The organism is Cupriavidus sp. 22TCCZM01-5, from assembly GCF_057798915.1.
The window spans coordinates 86,615-103,487 of record NZ_JBYOJR010000014.1 but is presented as its reverse complement, the minus strand read 5'-3'; the positions used below and the strand labels follow the sequence as shown (position 1 = coordinate 103,487).

Genomic DNA, 16,873 nt, shown 5'->3' with positions numbered 1-16,873 from the left:
AAGAAAAGAGCATTTTGCACCACAATAGCCACCACATGCCTTCGAGCCAGTCTCCCCACTCCGTTGTCACATCCGCCGGCGCCGCGCCGCTGCTACAGCGCGTCAGCTGGATGGCCGCGCCCGTGGGTTTCGTGGCCTACGAGTCGGCTCTCCATCACGCGGCGCATACGCCGGGCGCCGAAGTCAGCGCGCTGTGGCTAGGCCTCGCGCCGTTCTTGCTGATTGCACTGGTCGCCGCGTGGCGGTCGGCCCCGCGCCTTCCCTGGCTTCTCCTGCTGGCCGCGTGCGGCCTTGCCTTGTGGGTAGGCCGCATGCCGCTGGCCGCACATTTCGGCTGGACTTACTTCCTGCAGCACTTTGGCGCGAATGCGGCGCTGGCCGCCATGTTCGGCCGCACGCTGCGCCCGGGCGGCATGCCGCTGTGCACCGAATTCGCGGCTGCCGTGCATGGGCCGCTGACGCCGGACATGCGGCGCTACACACGGCGCGTCACCCAGGCCTGGACCCTGTTCTTCGCGCTCACGGCGGCGGCGTCGCTGGTCCTGTTCGCGCTTGCGCCGATGCCCGCGTGGTCGACCTTCGCCAACCTCGGTACGCCAGCCCTGGTGGCGCTGATGTTCGTGGCCGAAGCCGCCTGCCGCCGCGTCGTCCTGCCGGCGGCGCAGCACACGGGCGTGCTCGATGCCGTGCGCGGCTATCGGGCTGTGATGACCGAGCGCGCCAGCCGCGCCGGCACGCGCTGAAGGTGGTGTGCCCATGACCACGTTCCCACTGCTCTCGCACCCCGGGCCGGACAGCGTCATCGCCTGGCAAGGCGGCCGGGCCATCACGGCCAGCCGGTTCTTGGCCGACGTCGACGCACTCGCCGCGCGATTGCCTGCCGGCAACCACGTCTTCAATGCCTGCACGGACCGTTACCGCTTCGCGGTCGGGCTGTGCGCCGCGCTGCTGCGCGGCAAGGTGAGCCTGCTGCCGTCGTCGCAGACGCCAGACCTGGTGCAGCAACTGGCTGCGTTTGCGCCGGACGTCTTCTGCCTGCATGACGATGCGCATTGCGACGTGGCGCTGCCCCGTTTCTTCTATGAGGCGCCGGCAGACCAGGCGATACCTGCTGCTCCACTGACGGTGCCCGAGATTCCCGCCGAACGGCTGATGGCCTATGTATTCACCTCGGGCTCGACCGGCCAGCCTGTCGCCCACGCCAAGACCTGGGGCGCGATGGTACGCGGCGCGCGCTCCACGGCACAGCGCCTCGGCCTGCTCGACGGCCGTGCCTGGACCCTGGTCGGTACGCTGCCGCCGCAGCATATGTTCGGCCTGGAGGCGACCGTCATGCTGGTGCTGCAAGGCGGCGCCGCCCTCGCCGCGGCCGCGGCCTTCTATCCGGCCGATATCCGCGCCGCCCTGCACGGTGTCCCGCAGCCACGTGCGCTGGTGACTTCCCCCGTGCACCTGCGCGCGCTGTTGCAGGCTGCCGGCAGCCTGCCGCCGGCCGACCTGGTGCTCTCGGCCACGGCCCCGCTGGGCCGTGCCCTGGCAAGACAGGCGCAGACTGGCCTGGCAGCACCCGTGCGGGAGATTTATGGCAGCACCGAGACCGGTGCGCTCGCCACGCGCGCGACGGCCGATACGGAGGCATGGACGCTGCTGCCCGGCATCACGCTGGCCCACCGCCCTGCCCCCTGCGCCGACGGCGACACCGGGACGATGACCTGGGCCGCGGGCGGCCACCTCGACCAGCCGGTCGCGCTCGGCGACGCCATCGGGCCGATCGACGCCACGCGCTTCCTGCTCCACGGCCGCAAGGCGGACATGATCAAGATCGCGGGCAAGCGCACCTCGCTCGCCTACCTGAACCAGCAGCTCGCGAACATCGACGGCGTGGAAGACGGCACCTTCTTCCTGCCCGACGACGTCCACGAAGACGAGGCCGCCGGCCGCGTGGTGCGGCTGGCAGCACTGGCCGTGGCCCCCGGCGTGCCGGCGGCGCAGATCCTGCAGGCGCTGCGCGCGCGCATCGATGCCGCTTTCCTGCCCCGCCCGCTTTGCCTGGTCGAACGGCTGCCGCGCAACGCCGCCGGCAAGCTGCCGCGCGAGCCGCTGGCGCGGCTGGTCGCGGCCCAGCTTGCGCAACGTCATGCGCCCGGCTTCGTGATCGACGCCGGGCACCCGGCACTGGCGGGCCATTTCCCGGGCAATCCCGTGGTGCCCGGCGTGGTGCTGCTGGACCACGCGATCCTGCAGATCGGCGCGGCGCTCGGGCATGCGCTTGAGGTCAGCCAGGTCGGCACGGTCAAGTTCCTCAGCCCGGTCCGCCCCGGCGAACGGGTCGAGGTGGCGCACCAGTGGCAAGGCGGCAGCACCGGGGCGGACATGGCGACCATCCGCTTCACCCTGAGCGCGGGCGGGCGCGACGTGGCCAGCGGCACGCTGAGCCCGCGGCCGGCACAGGCAGGCCAGGAGGCATCGCCATGCTGACCTGGCTACGCAAGCCGCAATCGCTGGACGCGGACTGGTCCAGCCGGCAGGAGCGCAGCAACGTCACGCTGCTGCGCATCATGACGGGGATTTCGCTGAAGCTGGGCCGTCCCGCCGGACGCGTGGTGCTGCGGCTGATCGCCGCCTACTTCACGCTGTTCTCGCCGACGGCGCGCCATGCGTCGCGCGCGTACCTGGACCGTGCGCTCGGCCGACAAGCCGGCTGGCTCGATGGCTTCCGCCATGTCTTCACGTTCGCGTCCACTATCCATGACCGCATCTACCTGCTCAACGGACGCTTCGACCTGTTCGATATCCGCCTGCACGGTGCGAAGCAGCTCGAGGAGACCATCGCGCAAGGACATGGCGCGTTCCTGCTCGGCGCCCACCTGGGGAGCTTCGAGGTGATCCGCGCCATGGGCCGCCAGCGTCCCGACATGCGGGTCGCGATCACCATGTACGAAGAGAACGCCCACAAGCTCAACGACGTGTTGCAGTCGATCAACCCGGCCATGCGGCGCGACCTGATCACGCTCGGCAAGGTCGACGCCATGCTCAAGGTGCGCGACTACCTCGACCGCGGCTACATGATCGGCATGCTGGCCGACCGCACGCTGTCGCAGCGCGCCACCGACCCGATCCAGCAGTGCGATTTCCTCGGCGCGCCCACGGGCTTCCCGACCGGGCCGCTGCGCATGGCGGCCATGCTGCGCCGGCCCGTATTCTTCATCACCGGGCTGTATCGCGGCGGCAACCGCTATGATGTGCACTTCGTGCGGCTGGCCGATTTCTCGCAGGTGGCGCGCGGGCGCCGCGAGGCCGAGGTACAGGCCGCGCTGCAGCGCTACGTGGCGCTGCTCGAGCAGTTCTGCCGCAGCGCCCCCTACAACTGGTTCAACTTCTACGACTTCTGGCACGCTGGCCCGCCGCTGTCCGAGCAGCCGCCGCCCGGCAACGAGCCCTGATCCATGCGCCGAATCCGCCTGACCCTTCCAGCCCTGCTGCTGGGCGCCGCACTGCTGCCCGGCATGGCCACCCAGGCGCTGGCCGCCGGCAGCGGCCCGGCTGCCTGGGGTGTCGACCAGCTCATGTCGGCGCTCGCGCAACGCAAGTCAGGGCGCGTGCAGTTCACCGAGACGAAGTACCTGGCCATCCTGGAGCGCCCGGTGGAATCGAGCGGCGAACTTGTCTTCGTCGCGCCTGACCATCTGGAAAAGCGCACCGTCACGCCCAAGCCGGAAAACCTGGTGCTGGACGGCGACATGATGACCGTGGAGCGTGGCGGCAAGCGCTACACCATGCCGCTGCAGAACTACCCGGAAATCGCCGCCTTTATCGAGAGCATCCGCGGCACGCTCGCGGGCAACCGCAGCGCGCTGGAACGCTACTACAAGCTCGGACTCGAAGGGCGCGCCAGCCGCTGGACGCTGACGCTCACGCCAGCCGATTCGCGCATGGCCGCCATGGTCAGCCAGGTGCGCATCGACGGCGCCAATGATGCGCTCGACAGCGTGGAAATCCGCCAGGCCGACGGCGACCGCTCGGTCATGAAGATCCGCCCCGCCACCCGGCCATGAGGTTCGCGCCGCGCGGGGGGCCGCGTACAACCGCCCTGCCGGCAGCGCGCCTGGCCGTGGCGCTTTGGCTGGCGTGGCTGCTGGCCTGCGCGGCGGTCGTCACGCGCACCAGTTTCACCGCCGACCTGTCGGCCTTCCTGCCGCGACTGCCCACCGCCGAACAGCAGCTGCTGGTGGACCAGTTGCGCGAAGGGCTGGTCTCGCGCCTTATCCTGGTCGGCGTGGAAGGCGGCGACGCGGACGGGCGCGCGGCGGTGTCGCGCGCCATGGCCGCGCACCTGCGCCAGAATGCGGCGTTCTCGGCCATCAGCAACGGCGAACCGGTCAACCAGGCCGCCGACCAGCGCTATCTCTACGACCACCGCTACCTGCTGAGTCCGACCGTCACGCCCGAACGCTTCTCGCCGCAGGGGCTTGCCGCAGCCGTCGCCGACACCTTCGACCTGCTGGCATCCCCCGCCGGGCTCTTCACCAAGTCGCTGTTGCCACGCGACCCTACCGGCGAGGTGATGTCGGTCATGTCGCAGCTAGATGCCCAGCAGCGCGTGCCGCTGCATGCGGGCGCCTGGGTCTCGCGCGATGGCCGGCGTGCCGTGCTGCTGGCGCAGACGGCCAGCGCCGGTTCCGATACCGACGGCCAGGCCAGGGCCATCGACGCCATCCGGGAGGCCTTTGCCGGCGCGGCAAAGGCCGGTCCATACCGGCTCGTGATGACCGGCCCCGGCGTGTTCTCGGTCAAGGCGCGCGACACGATCCGGCACGACGTCGAGCGGCTGTCGAGCATCGGTATCGCCATCATCGTCACGCTGCTGCTGCTGGTGTACCGCTCGGTGCCGCTGCTGGTGCTCGGGCTGGTGCCCGTGCTATCCGGCGCGCTGGCCGGCGTGGCGGCGGTCAGCCTTGGCTTTGGCGGCACGGTGCACGGGCTCACGCTCGGCTTCGGCACCACGCTGATCGGCGAAGCCGTGGACTACTCGATCTACCTGTTCGTCCAGTCGGCGCAGTACACGCGCGGCGGGCAGCGCGACAACCGCGCATGGATTGCCGGCTTCTGGCCGACCGTGCGGCTCGGCGTGCTGACCTCGGTGTGCGGCTTTGCCTCGCTGCTGCTGTCAGGCTTCCCGGGGCTGGCGCAGCTCGGCCTGTACTCGATTGCCGGCCTGGCCACGGCCGCACTGGTCACGCGCTTCGTGCTGCCGCACCTGGTCCCGGCCAACCTGCACCTGCGCGATGTGACGCCGCTCGGCACGCGCCTGGCCGCGCCGCTGGCCAGGGCCGGCCGCCTGCGCTGGGTGGTCGCGGTAGTGGCCCTCGCCGCCTGTGCCGTGCTGTGGGCGCGCCACGACACCCTGTGGGGACGCGAGCTGTCGGCGCTGAGCCCGGTGCCTGCCGCGGACCAGGCGCTGGACGCCTCGCTGCGCGCCGACCTCGGCGCGCCTGACGTGCGCTACCTGATCGTCCTGTCCGGCCCAGACCAGGAATCCGTGCTGCAGGGTGCCGAGCGCGTGGCGCGGGAACTCGACCCGCTGGTTGCGTCAGGCCTCATCGGCGGCTACGAAAGCCCGGCGCGCTATCTGCCTAGCGCCGCCACGCAGCGCGCGCGCCAGGCCAGCCTGCCACCGCCTGACGAACTGGCGCAGCGCCTGCGCGCCGCCGTCGCGCAGCAGCCGGTGCGCCCGGAACTGTTCGCACCGTTCCTGGCGGAGGCCGGGCAGGCGCGTACCGCCGCCCCGCTGCAGCGTAACGACCTGAAGGGCACGTCGATGGCGCTGGCCATCGACGCCCTGCTCACGCCGCATGGCGACCACTGGAACGCCACCCTGCCCTTGCGCGCGCCGGCATCGGCCAAGGCTACGGACGTGCTGGACAGCCGGCCAGTGCGCGCGGCGCTGGACCGGGCCGGTGTCAGCCACGCGCTCTTTGTCGACCTCAAGCGCGAGTCGGACCAGCTTTACGGTGGCTATATGCGCGAGGCGCTGCACCTGTCACTGGGTGGCGTGCTCGCCATCCTCGTGCTGTTGTCGGTCGCGCTGCGCTCGCCCCGGCGCGTGCTGGCGACCGTACTTCCACTCGCCGCCGCGGCGCTGGCTGTCATGGGCGGCCTGGCCGCCATGGGGCAGCCGCTGAACCTGCTGCACCTGGTGGGCATGCTGCTGCTGGTGGCAGTCGGATCGAACTACGCGCTGTTCTTCAATGGCGCGGGCAGTACGGGCCCGACGACAGCCATTTCGGCGCATACACTGGTATCGCTGCTGCTGGCCAACCTGACCACCGTGGCGGCTTTCGGTCTCCTGGCCTGGTCGGACCTGCCGCTGCTCAAGGCATTCGGGCTGACCGTGGGGCCAGGTGCGGTACTCGCACTGTGGTTCTCGGCGATCCTGGCGCCGGCGAGCGGCGGCCATGGCAAGCGAAAGGAAGACGCCTGAGATGAAACCCGCGACACCCCTGCCCGTCCCGGCGCGGGACCAGGCGCCGCCCGTCTCGCGCACCTGGCGGCCCGGCAAGCTGCTGTATGGTGCCGGGCTGGTGCACGCGGGTGCCGCCGTGGCCGTGCTGGCTGACCCGTCGACCCTGGCATGGGCCGCAGCAGCCGTTGGCGCCACGCATGCGACCCTGGCGACGGTGGGACTTTGGCCGCGCAGCACCTGGCTCGGACCGAACGCGCTGCGGCTGCCGCGCGCGGCCGGCAACAGCGTGGCCCTGACCTTCGACGACGGCCCGCATCCGGAACTCACGCCGCGCGTGCTCGACCTGCTCGACCGTCACGGCGCTCGCGCCACCTTCTTCTGCGTTGGCGAGCGCGCGGCGCGCTACCCCGGCCTGGTGCGCGAGATTGCGCGCCGGGGCCACGCGGTGGAAAACCACAGCATGCATCACCGGCTGGATTTCTCGGTGTTCGGCCCCTGGCGCATGCGGCGGGAGATCCGCGACGCCCAGCAACTGCTGGCCGACCTCACCGGACAGCCACCGCGCTATTTCCGCGCGCCGGCCGGCCTGCGCAACCCATTCCTCGAACCGGTGCTGTGCACGGAAGGCCTGCAGCTTGCCGCATGGACGCGGCGCGGCTTCGACACGCGCAACGGCGACCGCGCGGCTCGCATCGCGCAGCGCCTCACGCACAACCTTGCCGCCGGCGACATCCTGCTGCTGCACGACGGCAACAGCGGCGTCGACCCCGCCGGCAAGCCGCATTGCACGGCGGTGTTGCCCGGACTGCTCGCGGCCATTGCCGATGCCGGGCTGCAGTGCGTGACCCTGCGCGCCGGCATGGCGGCGGAGGCCGGGCGCACGGCTTGATACAATGCCTTCACCCCCGCGCACCTCACCCACGCACCCAGTGTCGCCGCTCCATCTCTCGCATTTCACTGCCACCAGTTGTATCGGCACCGGGCTTGACGACACGCTGAGCGCCCTGCGCGAACAGCGCGGCGGCCTGGCGCCATGCCGTTTCGGCGACGTCCGCCTGGATACCTGGGTCGGCGAGGTAAAGGGCGTCGATGACGTCGCCCTTCCCGCTGCGCTCGCAGGCTTTAACTGCCGCAATAATCGCCTCGCGCTGCTAGCGCTCGAACAGGACGGATTCGCCGATCGCGTCAGGGAGGCGGTGGCACGCTATGGCGCGGATCGTATCGGGGTCTTTCTCGGCACCAGTACCGCAGGCGTGCTGCAGACCGAACTTGCCTACCGCCAGCGCGACCCGCAGACCGGTGCGCTGCCGGCGGGATTCAGCTATGCCGGCACCCACAGCCCGTACTCGCTGCCGGGCTTCGTGCGCGCTTATTTTGGGCTGAGGGGACCGGCGGGCACGGTCTCGTCGGCATGCTCGTCGGGTGCCAAGGTATTCACCTCGGCGCGCCGGCTGATGGAAGCCGGCCTGATCGACGCGGCCGTGGTCGGAGGCGTCGATTCGCTCTGCCACACGACACTGTATGGCTTCGGCTCGCTGGAGCTGCTCTCGGACCAGCCCTGCCGGCCGTTCGACGCCGATCGCAATGGGATCTCGATCGGCGAAGCCGCTGCCTTCGCGCTGCTGGAACGTGCGCCGCAACCGGCACCGGAAGGCGCCATCCTGCTGCTCGGCATCGGCGAATCCAGCGACGCGCACCATATGTCCTCGCCGCACCCGGAAGGCCTGGGCGCGCGCATGGCCATGGAGCAGGCGCTGGCCAGGGCCGGCATCGCGCCGGGACAGGTCGACTATGTCAACCTGCACGGCACCGCGACGCGCGCCAATGACGCGGCCGAAGCGCGCGCGATGGACGCGCTGTTGCCGGGCACGCCCTGCAGCTCCACCAAGGGTGCCACCGGGCACACGCTCGGCGCCGCGGGCGCGCTGGAAGCCATGATCTGCGCGCTGGCCCTGCGCCATGGACTGCTGCCGGGCGGCATCAACACTACGCAGGTGGATCCGGCGCTGGCGGTCGACTATCGCCTCGCCAGCCGCGAACAGCCGCTGCGCCACGTGCTCAGCAACGCGTTCGGATTCGGCGGCTCCAACTGCAGCCTGCTGCTCGGGCGCGCAACTGGCGGGCAATGACCATGGGCGCACCGCTTCTCTGCTTTATCGATGGCATCGGCGTGCTGGGCCCTGGGCTCGGCAACTGGGCCCAGGCCGTCGACGTGCTCGCCGGCCGGCAGCCCTACCAGCCTGCCCCGACCGAACTCGCGCCGCCGGCCATCCTGCCACCGGCCGAGCGGCGGCGCAGCGGCACGGCTGTCAGGCTGGCGCTGGGCATCGGCCAACAGGCCGTGGCCGCCGCTGGCATGGAGGCCGCCGGCCTGCCAACGGTATTCACCTCGTCGAGCGCGGACGGGCACAACTTCCATGCGATCTGCGAAGCCCTGGCGCAGCCCGATCCGCTGATGTCGCCCACGCGCTTCCACAACTCGGTGCACAACGTCGCGGCCGGGTATTGGTCGATTGCCACGCGCGCCATGCGCCCGGCCAATGTGCTGAGCGCGCTGGATGCGAGCTTCGGTGCCGGCCTGCTGGAAGCGGCTGCCCAGGTATCGGCGGACCGCGAGCCCTGCCTGCTGATCGCCTACGACTCCGATTACCCGGAGCCACTGCGAACGCTGCGCCCGATTGCCGCCCCGTTCGGGGTGGCGCTGCTATTGTCGCCGGAAGCGTCGGAACGATCGCTGGCACGGATCGAAGTGGCGTTGGCACACGCAGCGGCGACGCCGATGGACGACGCCGCGCTGGAGACACTGCGCCGTTCGGTACCGACCGCGCGCGCACTGCCGTTGCTGCACGCCGTTGCCATGCAATCGGCCAGCTCGGTAGTGATCGATTATCTGGAAGACCTGCAGCTGCAGGTCGCCGTGCACCCGCAGGCGCGGCCCGGGAATGGCGGATAGCGTGCCGGCTCCACACACGCCGCTGGATCACGCCTGGATCGCCGCCAGGATTCCGCACCAGGGCAGCATGTGCCTGCTCGACAGCGTGATCGACTGGGACGCGGATTTCATCCGCTGCGTGGCCACGAGCCACCACAGCGCCGACAACCCGCTACGCGCGCACGGCCGGCTGGCCGCCGTCTGCGGCGTGGAATACGCAGCGCAGGCAATGGCCGCGCATGGCGCTGCCTCGCAGCAAGGCACGCAGCGTCCACGCATGGGTTACCTGGCCAGCGTGCGCAAGCTGGTGCTTGACGTCGACCGGCTCGACGATATCGACGGATCGCTGACAATCGAAGCGCATCGCATCAGCGGCGAAGGCGCCAACGTGCTCTATGCGTTCGAAGTCAGCGGTAGTGGCAAGCGGCTGCTTTGCGGGCGGGCGGCAGTCATTCTCGACGTAGCACCACCACCCGGCGCCTGACGCAACTCAAGGCTTCGGTGCCGGCAGGATCTTGCCCGATACCTCGCCAAAACCCACGACAAAGCCGTCGCCCGCTGCAAACCCGGTCATGACGATCTCGTCACCGTCCTCGAGGAACGCGCGGCTGCTGCCGTCGGCGAGCTTCAGCGGCTCGGCGCCGTTGCGCGTCAGTTCAAGCAGGCTGCCGTAGGAATCCGGCGTGGTACCGCTGATCGTGCCCGACCCCATCAGGTCGCCCACGCGCACGTTGCAGCCCGACACCGTGTGGTGCGCGAGCTGCTGCGCCATGGTCCAGTACATCGCCTTGAAGTTGGTGCGGCAGATTGTGCTCGGCGCAGCGGCACCCTGCGGGCGCAGCGCCACTTCGAGTGCGATGTCATAGGCGTTCTTGCCGTGCTGCTGCAGGTACGGCAGCGGCTCCGGCGACTGCGCGGGATTGTCGCGGCGGAACGGCTCCAGCGCTTCCATGGTCACCACCCACGGTGAAATCGAAGTGCCGAAGGTCTTGGAGTTGAACGGCCCAAGCGGCACGTACTCCCATTGCTGGATGTCGCGCGCGCTCCAGTCATTGAGCAGCACCATGCCGAACATATGGTCCGGCGCATCGGCAGTGCTCACCGGCTCGCCCAGCGCGGATTCCTTGCCGACGATAAAGCCGACCTCGAGTTCGAAGTCCAGCTTGCGGCACGGCCCGAAGACCGGGCGCGCCTCGTTCGGCAGCTTGATCTGGCCGTTCGGGCGGCGCAGGTCGGTACCGCTCACCACCACGGAGCTGGCGCGGCCGTTGTAGCCGATGGGGATTTCCAGCCAGTTCGGCAGCAGCGCATTCTCGGGGTCGCGGAACATGCGGCCGACATTGGTGGCGTGCTCTTTCGACGAATAGAAATCGGTGTAGCCCGGGATCTCGACGGGCAGGTGCAGCGTGACCTGGTCCGACGGCACGAGCGCGCGGTCGCGCAGCGCGGCGTTGTCGCGCAATGCGGCGTCGGCGCCCGACAGCAGCGCCGTCAGGCGCTGGCGCGTTTCCGACCACACCGGCTTGCCCAGCGCGATGAAGCGGTTCAGGCTCGCGGCGGCAAAGCTGCCCTTGGCCGCCGCAGGCAGCAGGCCCGCTTCGTCGAGCGCGGCGAGGTCCAGCACGAATTTGCCGATCGCCACGCCAACGCACGCGGGCTGGCCCTTTACGGAAAAGATGCCGTACGGCAGGTTCTGCAAGGGGAAATGGGTCTTGCCGTCGTTGGCGGATTCAATCCAGCTGGTGGTCGGGGCGGTCATCAGTTACTCCGGAAAATGTCTGTGGCACGCGGACCGTGCCGCGCGCCGTCTACTTGTTTTGTGTGGCTTTGCGCCGCTGTGCTCAGCGCTCGTTCGGGTTGAAATGCTTCTTCAGCCCTTGCCAGCAGGTGTAGTAGTCCTGCTGCAGCGAGGCCGAGTTGGCCGCGTAAGGCGTAGGCCGGATCACGCCCGGGGTCTCGAACATGAACGCCATGGTGTCGGTGATGTGATGCGGGGTGGACGTATCGGCCGAGGTAGCCTTGGCAAACGTGTCAGCATCGGGGCCGTGGCCGCTCATGCAGTTGTGCAGGCTGGCCCCGCCCGGTGCGAAGCCCTCTGCCTTGGCGTCGTAGACGCCGGTGATCAGGCCCATGAATTCGCTGGCGATATTGCGGTGGAACCAGGGCGGGCGGAACGAGTTCTCCATCGCCAGCCAGCGCGGCCCGAAGATAACGAAATCGATGGTGTCGACACCCGGCGTGTCCGACGGCGACTGCAGCACCAGGAAGATCGACGGATCCGGGTGATCGAAGCTGATCGAGCCGATGGTATTGAAGCGGCGCAGATCGTACTTGTAGGGCGCGAAGTTGCCGTGCCACGCCACCACATCGAGCGGCGAATGGCCGATATCGGCACGCCACAGGTTGCCCTGGAACTTCGCCACCAGTTCGAAATCGCCCTCGCGGTCCTCGTACGCGGCCACCGGCGTCATGAAGTCGCGCGGGTTGGCCAGGCCATTGGAGCCGATCACGCCCAGGTCGGGCAGCTTGAACTGCGCACCGTAGTTCTCGCAGATATAGCCGCGCGCCTCGCCATCCGGCAGCTCGACGCGGAAACGCACGCCGCGCGGAATCACCACGATCTCCTGCGGCTCCACATCGAGCCGGCCCATCTCCGTCACGAAGCGCACGCGGCCCTGCTGCGGCACGACCAGCATCTCGCCATCGGCGTTGTAGAAGAAGCGGTCCTGCATCGACTGGTTGGCCAGGTACAGGTGGATGCCGCAGCCGGTCATGGCCTCCGGGCCGCCGTTGCCGGCCATGGTGACGATGCCGTCGATGAAATCCGTCGGCGTGGCCGGCATGGACGGCGGGCTCCAGCGCATCTGGTTCGGCGATGCCGCGATTTCGTCAAAGCGGCTCAGGAAGCGCGACTGCTCCACCAGCGTGAACGGCTTGTGCATCGCGCCCGGGCGGATGCGATACAGCCACGAACGGCGGTTATGGGCGCGCGGCGCGGTGAAGGCCGTGCCGGACAGTTGCTCGGCATACAGGCCGTACGGCGCGCGCTGGGGTGAATTCTGACCAACCGGCAATGCGCCGGGCAGCGCTTCCGTGGCGAATTCGTTGGCAAAGCCGGACATGTAGCCGTGTTCGGCCAGTTGGGTGTGCGTGAGATTCATGATCGGGTCAGCGTCGGGGTCGGGAGTTCTTTGGCGGAATGGGCGGGCATGCCGTGCCAGGCGGCGGCATGGAGGACGGTCGGCGAACAGATCGCCTGTTGCATGGCGCGGAGCACGGCATCCGCGGAAAAACTGATCCAGCTCGAGCCCCTGGCGGCAATGCGTTCGCCGCAACCCAGGCCATCTGCCCGCGGACGCAGCGGCATGCGCTGCTCGGCGCATGGCTGGTACGCAGTACGGGTCTGGTCGCTGGTGTCCACGGTGTCTCCATGTCACGCCGGTATCCGGCTTGCCGCGGGCCTGGGAGCTTTGTGTTTTGTTCGGCTTCTCAGGAAGAATTACGGAATGCGTAATGCATTTACTATATCGTAATCATTGAGGACGGACGTGTCAAATCGATGCCGTCAGCGTGGCTTCAATTTGTTTTAGTCGGGAAACGGGGGAAGGCGGGAAGTCTTGGGCGCCAGGCGGTGTGGCTGTTTCGCCAGCGCAGCCGGAGAGTCGCTTTTGCCCTGGCGACAAAAGTGACCAAAAAGCGAGTGGGCGTGGTGGATGCATGCGCCAGTGCGGCCACCTATCACCAGACACCAGCAACCGGCACAGCGCGTCTGCACTGTGCCGGTTGCTGCCCTCCCTCTCCGCCGTTAATCCGCCTGAACCGGCCACATCTGGAATGTGTCCGGCCAGGCAGAATCGTGAGGAGGCTGGTTAGTGGCCTTCGCCTGTACCGGAGCCGAAGCTGCCGGTGCCAGGATTGGCCGCTGTCGCCGGCGCACTCGGGGCGGCGGCCGGTTGGCCGGCCATCGAGGCTGCCGTGACGCCGCCATTGCGGCTGGCGATGAATGCGTTTACGTCGGCAGCGAGATGCTGCGGCGCCAGGACGACCTCAAGCCCCAGGGCTTCGCATGCGGCCAGGAAGGTCGACATGCGGGGATCGGCCTGGCCAGACTCTGCCCGCAGGTAGGCTTCTCGCGAAATCCCCGCCTTTCGGGCAACGTCTTCCTGCTTCAGCTTGCGCGCTCGACGCAACGCCCGCAGTTGCCGGAACGGTTCGCTAGCGCCTCTTGGCACGGCTGTACTGTTCATGTCGGTCTCCAGTCACCAGTGAAAAAAAAGTGCGCGGACGTGCATTCGAGTATAGAGCACGCAAAGCATTCCGTATGTAGCCGTCGAAACACTTTGTGCAGATTTCTTGCAACGAGATTTTCCGGGGCCAAAGCCGGCTGTCTATGGGCCGGATACTGCACCGCATCGTCGCACCGCCCTGACACTAACGACAATGTACCGATTGCGTTGACGTGAAAGGCACACGGCATGATTTCACTCCTGCTTCAGCAGGAGTCGCTCTTTGACAAACCGACCGGTCGTGCTATTCTGCATTCCATGCAAAAAGGCCAACTCACGCGCAACGCCATCATCGAGCAGGCGCTCGACACAGCCGCCCGGGTCGGATTCGAACAACTGTCGCTGGCGAGCCTGGCGGCGGACACGAATATGTCCAAGAGCGGGCTGTACGCCCACTTCAAGTCGAAGGAGGCGCTGCAGCAGGCCGTGCTGGAACTGGCCACGGAACGCTTCGCCGCGGTTGTTGCACGTCCCGCCATGCGGCAGCCGCGTGGCGTGCCACGGCTGGAGGCGCTGTTCGAAGGCTACCTGGAATGGCTGGGCGGTACCGTGACCCAGGGACGCTGCCTTTTCATGGCGCTTGGGCAGGAATACCGCGACAAACCCGGCGCGATCCGCGAGCAGGTGGTGCAGTCGCTGAAGGACTGGCACAGCACCATCGCCCGTGTGGTGACAGACGGCATCGAGGAAGGCCAGTTTGCCGCGGACGTCGATGCGCGCCAGTTCGCATTCGAGATGGTGGGCATCGGCATGTCCTTCCAGCAATCGTTCAAGCTGCTCGGCCGCGCCGACGCCGAAGCGATGGCGCGACGGGCATTTGCCGGCCTGCTTGAGCGCGCTCGCCAGCGCACGTCCACGGCAGGCTGACGCAACCGCGAGGGATTCAGGATGACGGCCTGATTTTTACCAAAAAAAGCACGACTGGTCGTTCTTAATAGAAGCGCAGACAGCCCGACTGCCTCAGCCAGACGGATCGCGCGCCAAATCAGTTGGAGGTGTTTGTTGTGAGGCAAGGACTTTCATCCATCGCCCCAGGCCCCGCCGCGAAGCTAGCGGCTCCGGACCAGGGGACAACGGGCGCCCTGACGCGCCTGCGCTGGCAGGTCGGCAGCCTGCTCAACCCGGCGGGCACCGCGCGGGCGCTGGAAAGGCTGTGGTTTGGCCCGCGGCATGCGATTCCGAACGGCGCCGCGCTGCGCGTGATCGAGCGCGCGCGCGCCGACTGGGCGCTGGTTGTTGGCCACGGCCCCAGCCGGCGCGTGCGCGTCTACCGCTGGGGCAACAAGGGCCCTGTCGTGCTGCTGGCCCACGGCTGGGGCGGTCATGCGGGGCAGTGGCATGCGCTGATCGACGGGCTGCTGGCAGCCGGCATGCGCGTGGTGGCATTCGATGCGCTGTCGCATGGCGCCTCGGATGCTGGAGTGCGAGGCAGCGCCCAGACCTCCGTGCTCGAGATGTCGCGCTCGCTGCTGGCGGCGGCTTGGCACGCTGGTCCCGTGCACGCCGTGGTGTCGCACTCGCTGGGCAGTGCCGCGGCAGCGCTCGCCATTCGCGAAGGCCTGCCCGTGCGCGCTGCCGTCATGGTGGGCCCGCCGGCCGACATGCACGCCGCCTGCGCAACCATGGCCTGGCAGCTGGGCATCGGTCCGCGCGTGCTTGCGCGCATGCAGCGCGACAGCGAGCAATGGCTGGGCATGCCCTGGTCCGCCTTCAACGTGCCGGAGGTGGGCCGCACGCGCCCCGTACCTCCAACCCTGATCGTCCATGACCGGCACGACCGCGAGGTGCGCTGGGAGGATGGCGCCGCCATCGCCGGCGCATGGCCGCAGTCGCAACTGGTAACGACCGAAGGCCTGGGTCACCGGCGCATCCTGCAGGACGCCAGCGTCATCGCCCGCATCACCGGCTTCATCCGGCCGGCGGCCGAACAGCCTTTGCCGGGACTGGCGCCGCCGGACCTGGCTTTGCAGTGAAAGTGGGAGAACCGATATGTTCCTCGTCAGCAACGACATGACAGCCACCCTGCCCGCTCGCGCCTCGCTGCGCGTGGTGGCGGACCCGGGCGAACGCGTCGCGGTGCGCTGCACCGAAGGCGAGCTTTGGCTGATCCGCGACGGCGATCCGAAAGACACCTCGCTGGCCGTCAGCGAGAGTTTTACGCTGCCCGAAGCCAGCCGCGTGGAACTCTATGCTGTCACCCCGGCCACCCTGCGCGTGACACGCTGCCGTTCAGGCGGCTCTGCCGCAAGTGGCTGGCCTGGCCGGCTCAGCCGCCTGCTGGGGCTGGCCAATCCTTTGCGGACTGGCGGTTAACGCCTGGTAGCGGGACGACGCAAAGCGTCGCCCCGCTTCTCTGGGAGGCTTGGGTCGACTGTCAGTTAATTGCTTAATTTACCTTCAGCCGCCTGCCGCCTAGGTTCTGAGATCCAGCACGACCACTGTTGCGCCCGCACGCGCGAAGCGCAAATACGTTGCGCCGCCGATACCGCCGCCACCCGGTCACGATGGCCATCTCGCCCTTGAGTCCTTGCTGAGCCTTCTCCCATGAGGTCTCCGGTGCTATCGTGCCGCCATCGCATCACGCGTCACTACCGAATCAGGAAAATGGTTAGCCCGGAATTTGGCGACAAGATCTCCCCAGACGTACGGATGGAACTAGCCAACCGGCTGTTCTTTCGCCTCTATCAATGCGCAAACATGTTGCACAAGACCGGATCGCGCGCCGTGGAAGCCGAAGGGCTGACCACCCAGCAATGGGCCGTCCTGGGCGCCCTGTCGCGGCCGGAGGCCGGCAATGGCATGAGCGTGGGAGACCTGGCGCGCTACCTGATGGTGAGCCGCCAGAACCTGTCGGGACTGGTCAGCCGCATGGAACGGGATGGCCACGTGAGTCTGGCGCCGGACGGGCGGGACCGCCGCTCAAGACTGGTGCGGATGAGCGAAACGGGACGGCAGGTGTGGCTGTACCAGGCTCAGCCGAAGATCCGCGACTACTACGAGCGCGCGCTGGACGGCTTCTCCACGAACGACCTGACGCACACGCTGCATTACCTGCTCAAGCTGCTGGACAATATGCAGGCCCTGGATACCGGCGCGGCGGATACTGAAAGCGACTGACCCGCCGTATCGCCTTTGCAACGGCGCGAGCCACCGGCCGTGCCCTGCGCCACTCCGGAATGCCGGAAAGCCGCC

At 68.5% G+C, this 16,873-nt stretch carries 17 protein-coding genes; 13 read left to right on the top strand and 4 right to left on the bottom strand.

The genetic code is table 11. From position 1 onward, the window contains the following. Nucleotides 1-35 precede the first annotated feature (35 nt). Genes AC3FNH_RS15450 through AC3FNH_RS15410 form a run of 9 tightly spaced genes read left to right on the top strand, consistent with a single transcriptional unit; the run spans nucleotide 36 to nucleotide 9,879 of the window. Nucleotides 36-743 carry a COG4648 family protein gene (locus AC3FNH_RS15450; RefSeq protein WP_276101236.1) on the top strand — a complete coding sequence of 236 codons (708 nt, stop codon included), beginning with the start codon at nucleotides 36-38 and terminating at the stop codon, nucleotides 741-743. A gap of 13 nt (nucleotides 744-756) precedes the next feature. Then, a complete protein-coding gene (locus AC3FNH_RS15445) occupies nucleotides 757-2,478 on the top strand; it encodes an AMP-binding protein (RefSeq protein WP_488720655.1) in 1,722 nt (573 codons plus the stop codon). Next, a complete protein-coding gene (locus AC3FNH_RS15440; protein WP_276101234.1) occupies nucleotides 2,472-3,443 on the top strand; it encodes a lysophospholipid acyltransferase family protein in 972 nt (323 codons plus the stop codon). The genes AC3FNH_RS15445 and AC3FNH_RS15440 overlap by 7 nt, the downstream gene beginning before the upstream one ends. A 3-nt stretch (nucleotides 3,444-3,446) precedes the next feature. After that, entirely contained in the window at nucleotides 3,447-4,055 is a 609-nt protein-coding gene (locus tag AC3FNH_RS15435) for a LolA-related protein (RefSeq protein ID WP_488720654.1), read from the top strand. After that, a complete protein-coding gene (locus AC3FNH_RS15430) occupies nucleotides 4,052-6,481 on the top strand; it encodes an MMPL family transporter (RefSeq protein WP_488720653.1) in 2,430 nt (809 codons plus the stop codon). The genes AC3FNH_RS15435 and AC3FNH_RS15430 overlap by 4 nt, the downstream gene beginning before the upstream one ends. 1 nt (nucleotide 6,482) lies before the next feature. Then, nucleotides 6,483-7,352, top strand: a complete 870-nt coding sequence (locus AC3FNH_RS15425) for a polysaccharide deacetylase family protein (RefSeq protein WP_488720652.1) — start codon at nucleotides 6,483-6,485, stop codon at nucleotides 7,350-7,352. A 40-nt stretch (nucleotides 7,353-7,392) separates the two neighbouring features. Next, complete coding sequence (locus AC3FNH_RS15420; protein ID WP_488720678.1) at nucleotides 7,393-8,592, top strand: beta-ketoacyl-[acyl-carrier-protein] synthase family protein; 1,200 nt, start codon at nucleotides 7,393-7,395, stop codon at nucleotides 8,590-8,592. Continuing rightward, the gene (locus tag AC3FNH_RS15415) at nucleotides 8,589-9,416 is read left to right on the top strand and encodes a beta-ketoacyl synthase chain length factor (protein ID WP_276101231.1); all 828 of its coding nucleotides are present in this window, start codon (nucleotides 8,589-8,591) and stop codon (nucleotides 9,414-9,416) included. The genes AC3FNH_RS15420 and AC3FNH_RS15415 overlap by 4 nt, the downstream gene beginning before the upstream one ends. 1 nt (nucleotide 9,417) lies before the next feature. Further along, nucleotides 9,418-9,879: an ApeP family dehydratase gene (locus tag AC3FNH_RS15410; protein WP_488720651.1), complete on the top strand. Its 462-nt coding sequence runs from the start codon at nucleotides 9,418-9,420 to the stop codon at nucleotides 9,877-9,879. A 6-nt stretch (nucleotides 9,880-9,885) separates the two neighbouring features. Here AC3FNH_RS15410 and fahA read toward each other — a convergent pair whose 3' ends face one another. The 4 genes from fahA to AC3FNH_RS15390 form a co-directional block, all read right to left on the bottom strand. Next, entirely contained in the window at nucleotides 9,886-11,154 is a 1,269-nt protein-coding gene (gene fahA, locus AC3FNH_RS15405; RefSeq protein ID WP_488720650.1) for a fumarylacetoacetase, read from the bottom strand. A gap of 82 nt (nucleotides 11,155-11,236) precedes the next feature. Beyond that, nucleotides 11,237-12,556 (bottom strand): homogentisate 1,2-dioxygenase, encoded by a 1,320-nt coding sequence (gene hmgA, locus AC3FNH_RS15400; RefSeq protein ID WP_276101229.1) that lies wholly within the window; start codon nucleotides 12,554-12,556, stop codon nucleotides 11,237-11,239. Beyond that, the gene (locus tag AC3FNH_RS15395) at nucleotides 12,553-12,816 is read right to left on the bottom strand and encodes a hypothetical protein (RefSeq protein WP_488720649.1); all 264 of its coding nucleotides are present in this window, start codon (nucleotides 12,814-12,816) and stop codon (nucleotides 12,553-12,555) included. The genes hmgA and AC3FNH_RS15395 overlap by 4 nt, the downstream gene beginning before the upstream one ends. Before the next feature lie 448 nt (nucleotides 12,817-13,264). Next, on the bottom strand, nucleotides 13,265-13,642 hold the full coding sequence (locus AC3FNH_RS15390; protein WP_276101227.1) for a helix-turn-helix domain-containing protein: 378 nt from the start codon (nucleotides 13,640-13,642) through the stop codon (nucleotides 13,265-13,267). 297 nt (nucleotides 13,643-13,939) lie between these two features. Between AC3FNH_RS15390 and AC3FNH_RS15385 the strand changes: the two genes are divergently transcribed. The 4 genes from AC3FNH_RS15385 to AC3FNH_RS15370 all read left to right on the top strand — a co-directional run bounded on the left by AC3FNH_RS15385 (nucleotide 13,940) and on the right by AC3FNH_RS15370 (nucleotide 16,798). Then, nucleotides 13,940-14,548: a TetR/AcrR family transcriptional regulator gene (locus AC3FNH_RS15385; RefSeq protein WP_276101226.1), complete on the top strand. Its 609-nt coding sequence runs from the start codon at nucleotides 13,940-13,942 to the stop codon at nucleotides 14,546-14,548. A 137-nt stretch (nucleotides 14,549-14,685) separates the two neighbouring features. After that, the gene (locus AC3FNH_RS15380) at nucleotides 14,686-15,654 is read left to right on the top strand and encodes an alpha/beta fold hydrolase (RefSeq protein WP_276101225.1); all 969 of its coding nucleotides are present in this window, start codon (nucleotides 14,686-14,688) and stop codon (nucleotides 15,652-15,654) included. A gap of 16 nt (nucleotides 15,655-15,670) precedes the next feature. Further along, on the top strand, nucleotides 15,671-15,994 hold the full coding sequence (locus tag AC3FNH_RS15375; protein ID WP_488720648.1) for a DUF2917 domain-containing protein: 324 nt from the start codon (nucleotides 15,671-15,673) through the stop codon (nucleotides 15,992-15,994). Nucleotides 15,995-16,285: 291 nt separating this feature from the next. Continuing rightward, the gene (locus AC3FNH_RS15370; protein WP_488720647.1) at nucleotides 16,286-16,798 is read left to right on the top strand and encodes a MarR family winged helix-turn-helix transcriptional regulator; all 513 of its coding nucleotides are present in this window, start codon (nucleotides 16,286-16,288) and stop codon (nucleotides 16,796-16,798) included. Nucleotides 16,799-16,873 lie beyond the last annotated feature (75 nt).

Coding starts and splice junctions, on each gene's coding strand:
- AC3FNH_RS15450 (WP_276101236.1), top strand. CDS start 36: ATGCCTTCGAGCCAGTCTCCCCACTCCGTTGTCACATCCGCCGGCGCC.
- AC3FNH_RS15445 (WP_488720655.1), top strand. CDS start 757: ATGACCACGTTCCCACTGCTCTCGCACCCCGGGCCGGACAGCGTCATC.
- AC3FNH_RS15440 (WP_276101234.1), top strand. CDS start 2,472: ATGCTGACCTGGCTACGCAAGCCGCAATCGCTGGACGCGGACTGGTCC.
- AC3FNH_RS15435 (WP_488720654.1), top strand. CDS start 3,447: ATGCGCCGAATCCGCCTGACCCTTCCAGCCCTGCTGCTGGGCGCCGCA.
- AC3FNH_RS15430 (WP_488720653.1), top strand. CDS start 4,052: ATGAGGTTCGCGCCGCGCGGGGGGCCGCGTACAACCGCCCTGCCGGCA.
- AC3FNH_RS15425 (WP_488720652.1), top strand. CDS start 6,483: ATGAAACCCGCGACACCCCTGCCCGTCCCGGCGCGGGACCAGGCGCCG.
- AC3FNH_RS15415 (WP_276101231.1), top strand. CDS start 8,589: ATGACCATGGGCGCACCGCTTCTCTGCTTTATCGATGGCATCGGCGTG.
- fahA (WP_488720650.1), bottom strand. CDS start 11,154: ATGACCGCCCCGACCACCAGCTGGATTGAATCCGCCAACGACGGCAAG.
- hmgA (WP_276101229.1), bottom strand. CDS start 12,556: ATGAATCTCACGCACACCCAACTGGCCGAACACGGCTACATGTCCGGC.
- AC3FNH_RS15390 (WP_276101227.1), bottom strand. CDS start 13,642: ATGAACAGTACAGCCGTGCCAAGAGGCGCTAGCGAACCGTTCCGGCAA.
- AC3FNH_RS15385 (WP_276101226.1), top strand. CDS start 13,940: ATGCAAAAAGGCCAACTCACGCGCAACGCCATCATCGAGCAGGCGCTC.
- AC3FNH_RS15375 (WP_488720648.1), top strand. CDS start 15,671: ATGTTCCTCGTCAGCAACGACATGACAGCCACCCTGCCCGCTCGCGCC.
- AC3FNH_RS15370 (WP_488720647.1), top strand. CDS start 16,286: ATGGTTAGCCCGGAATTTGGCGACAAGATCTCCCCAGACGTACGGATG.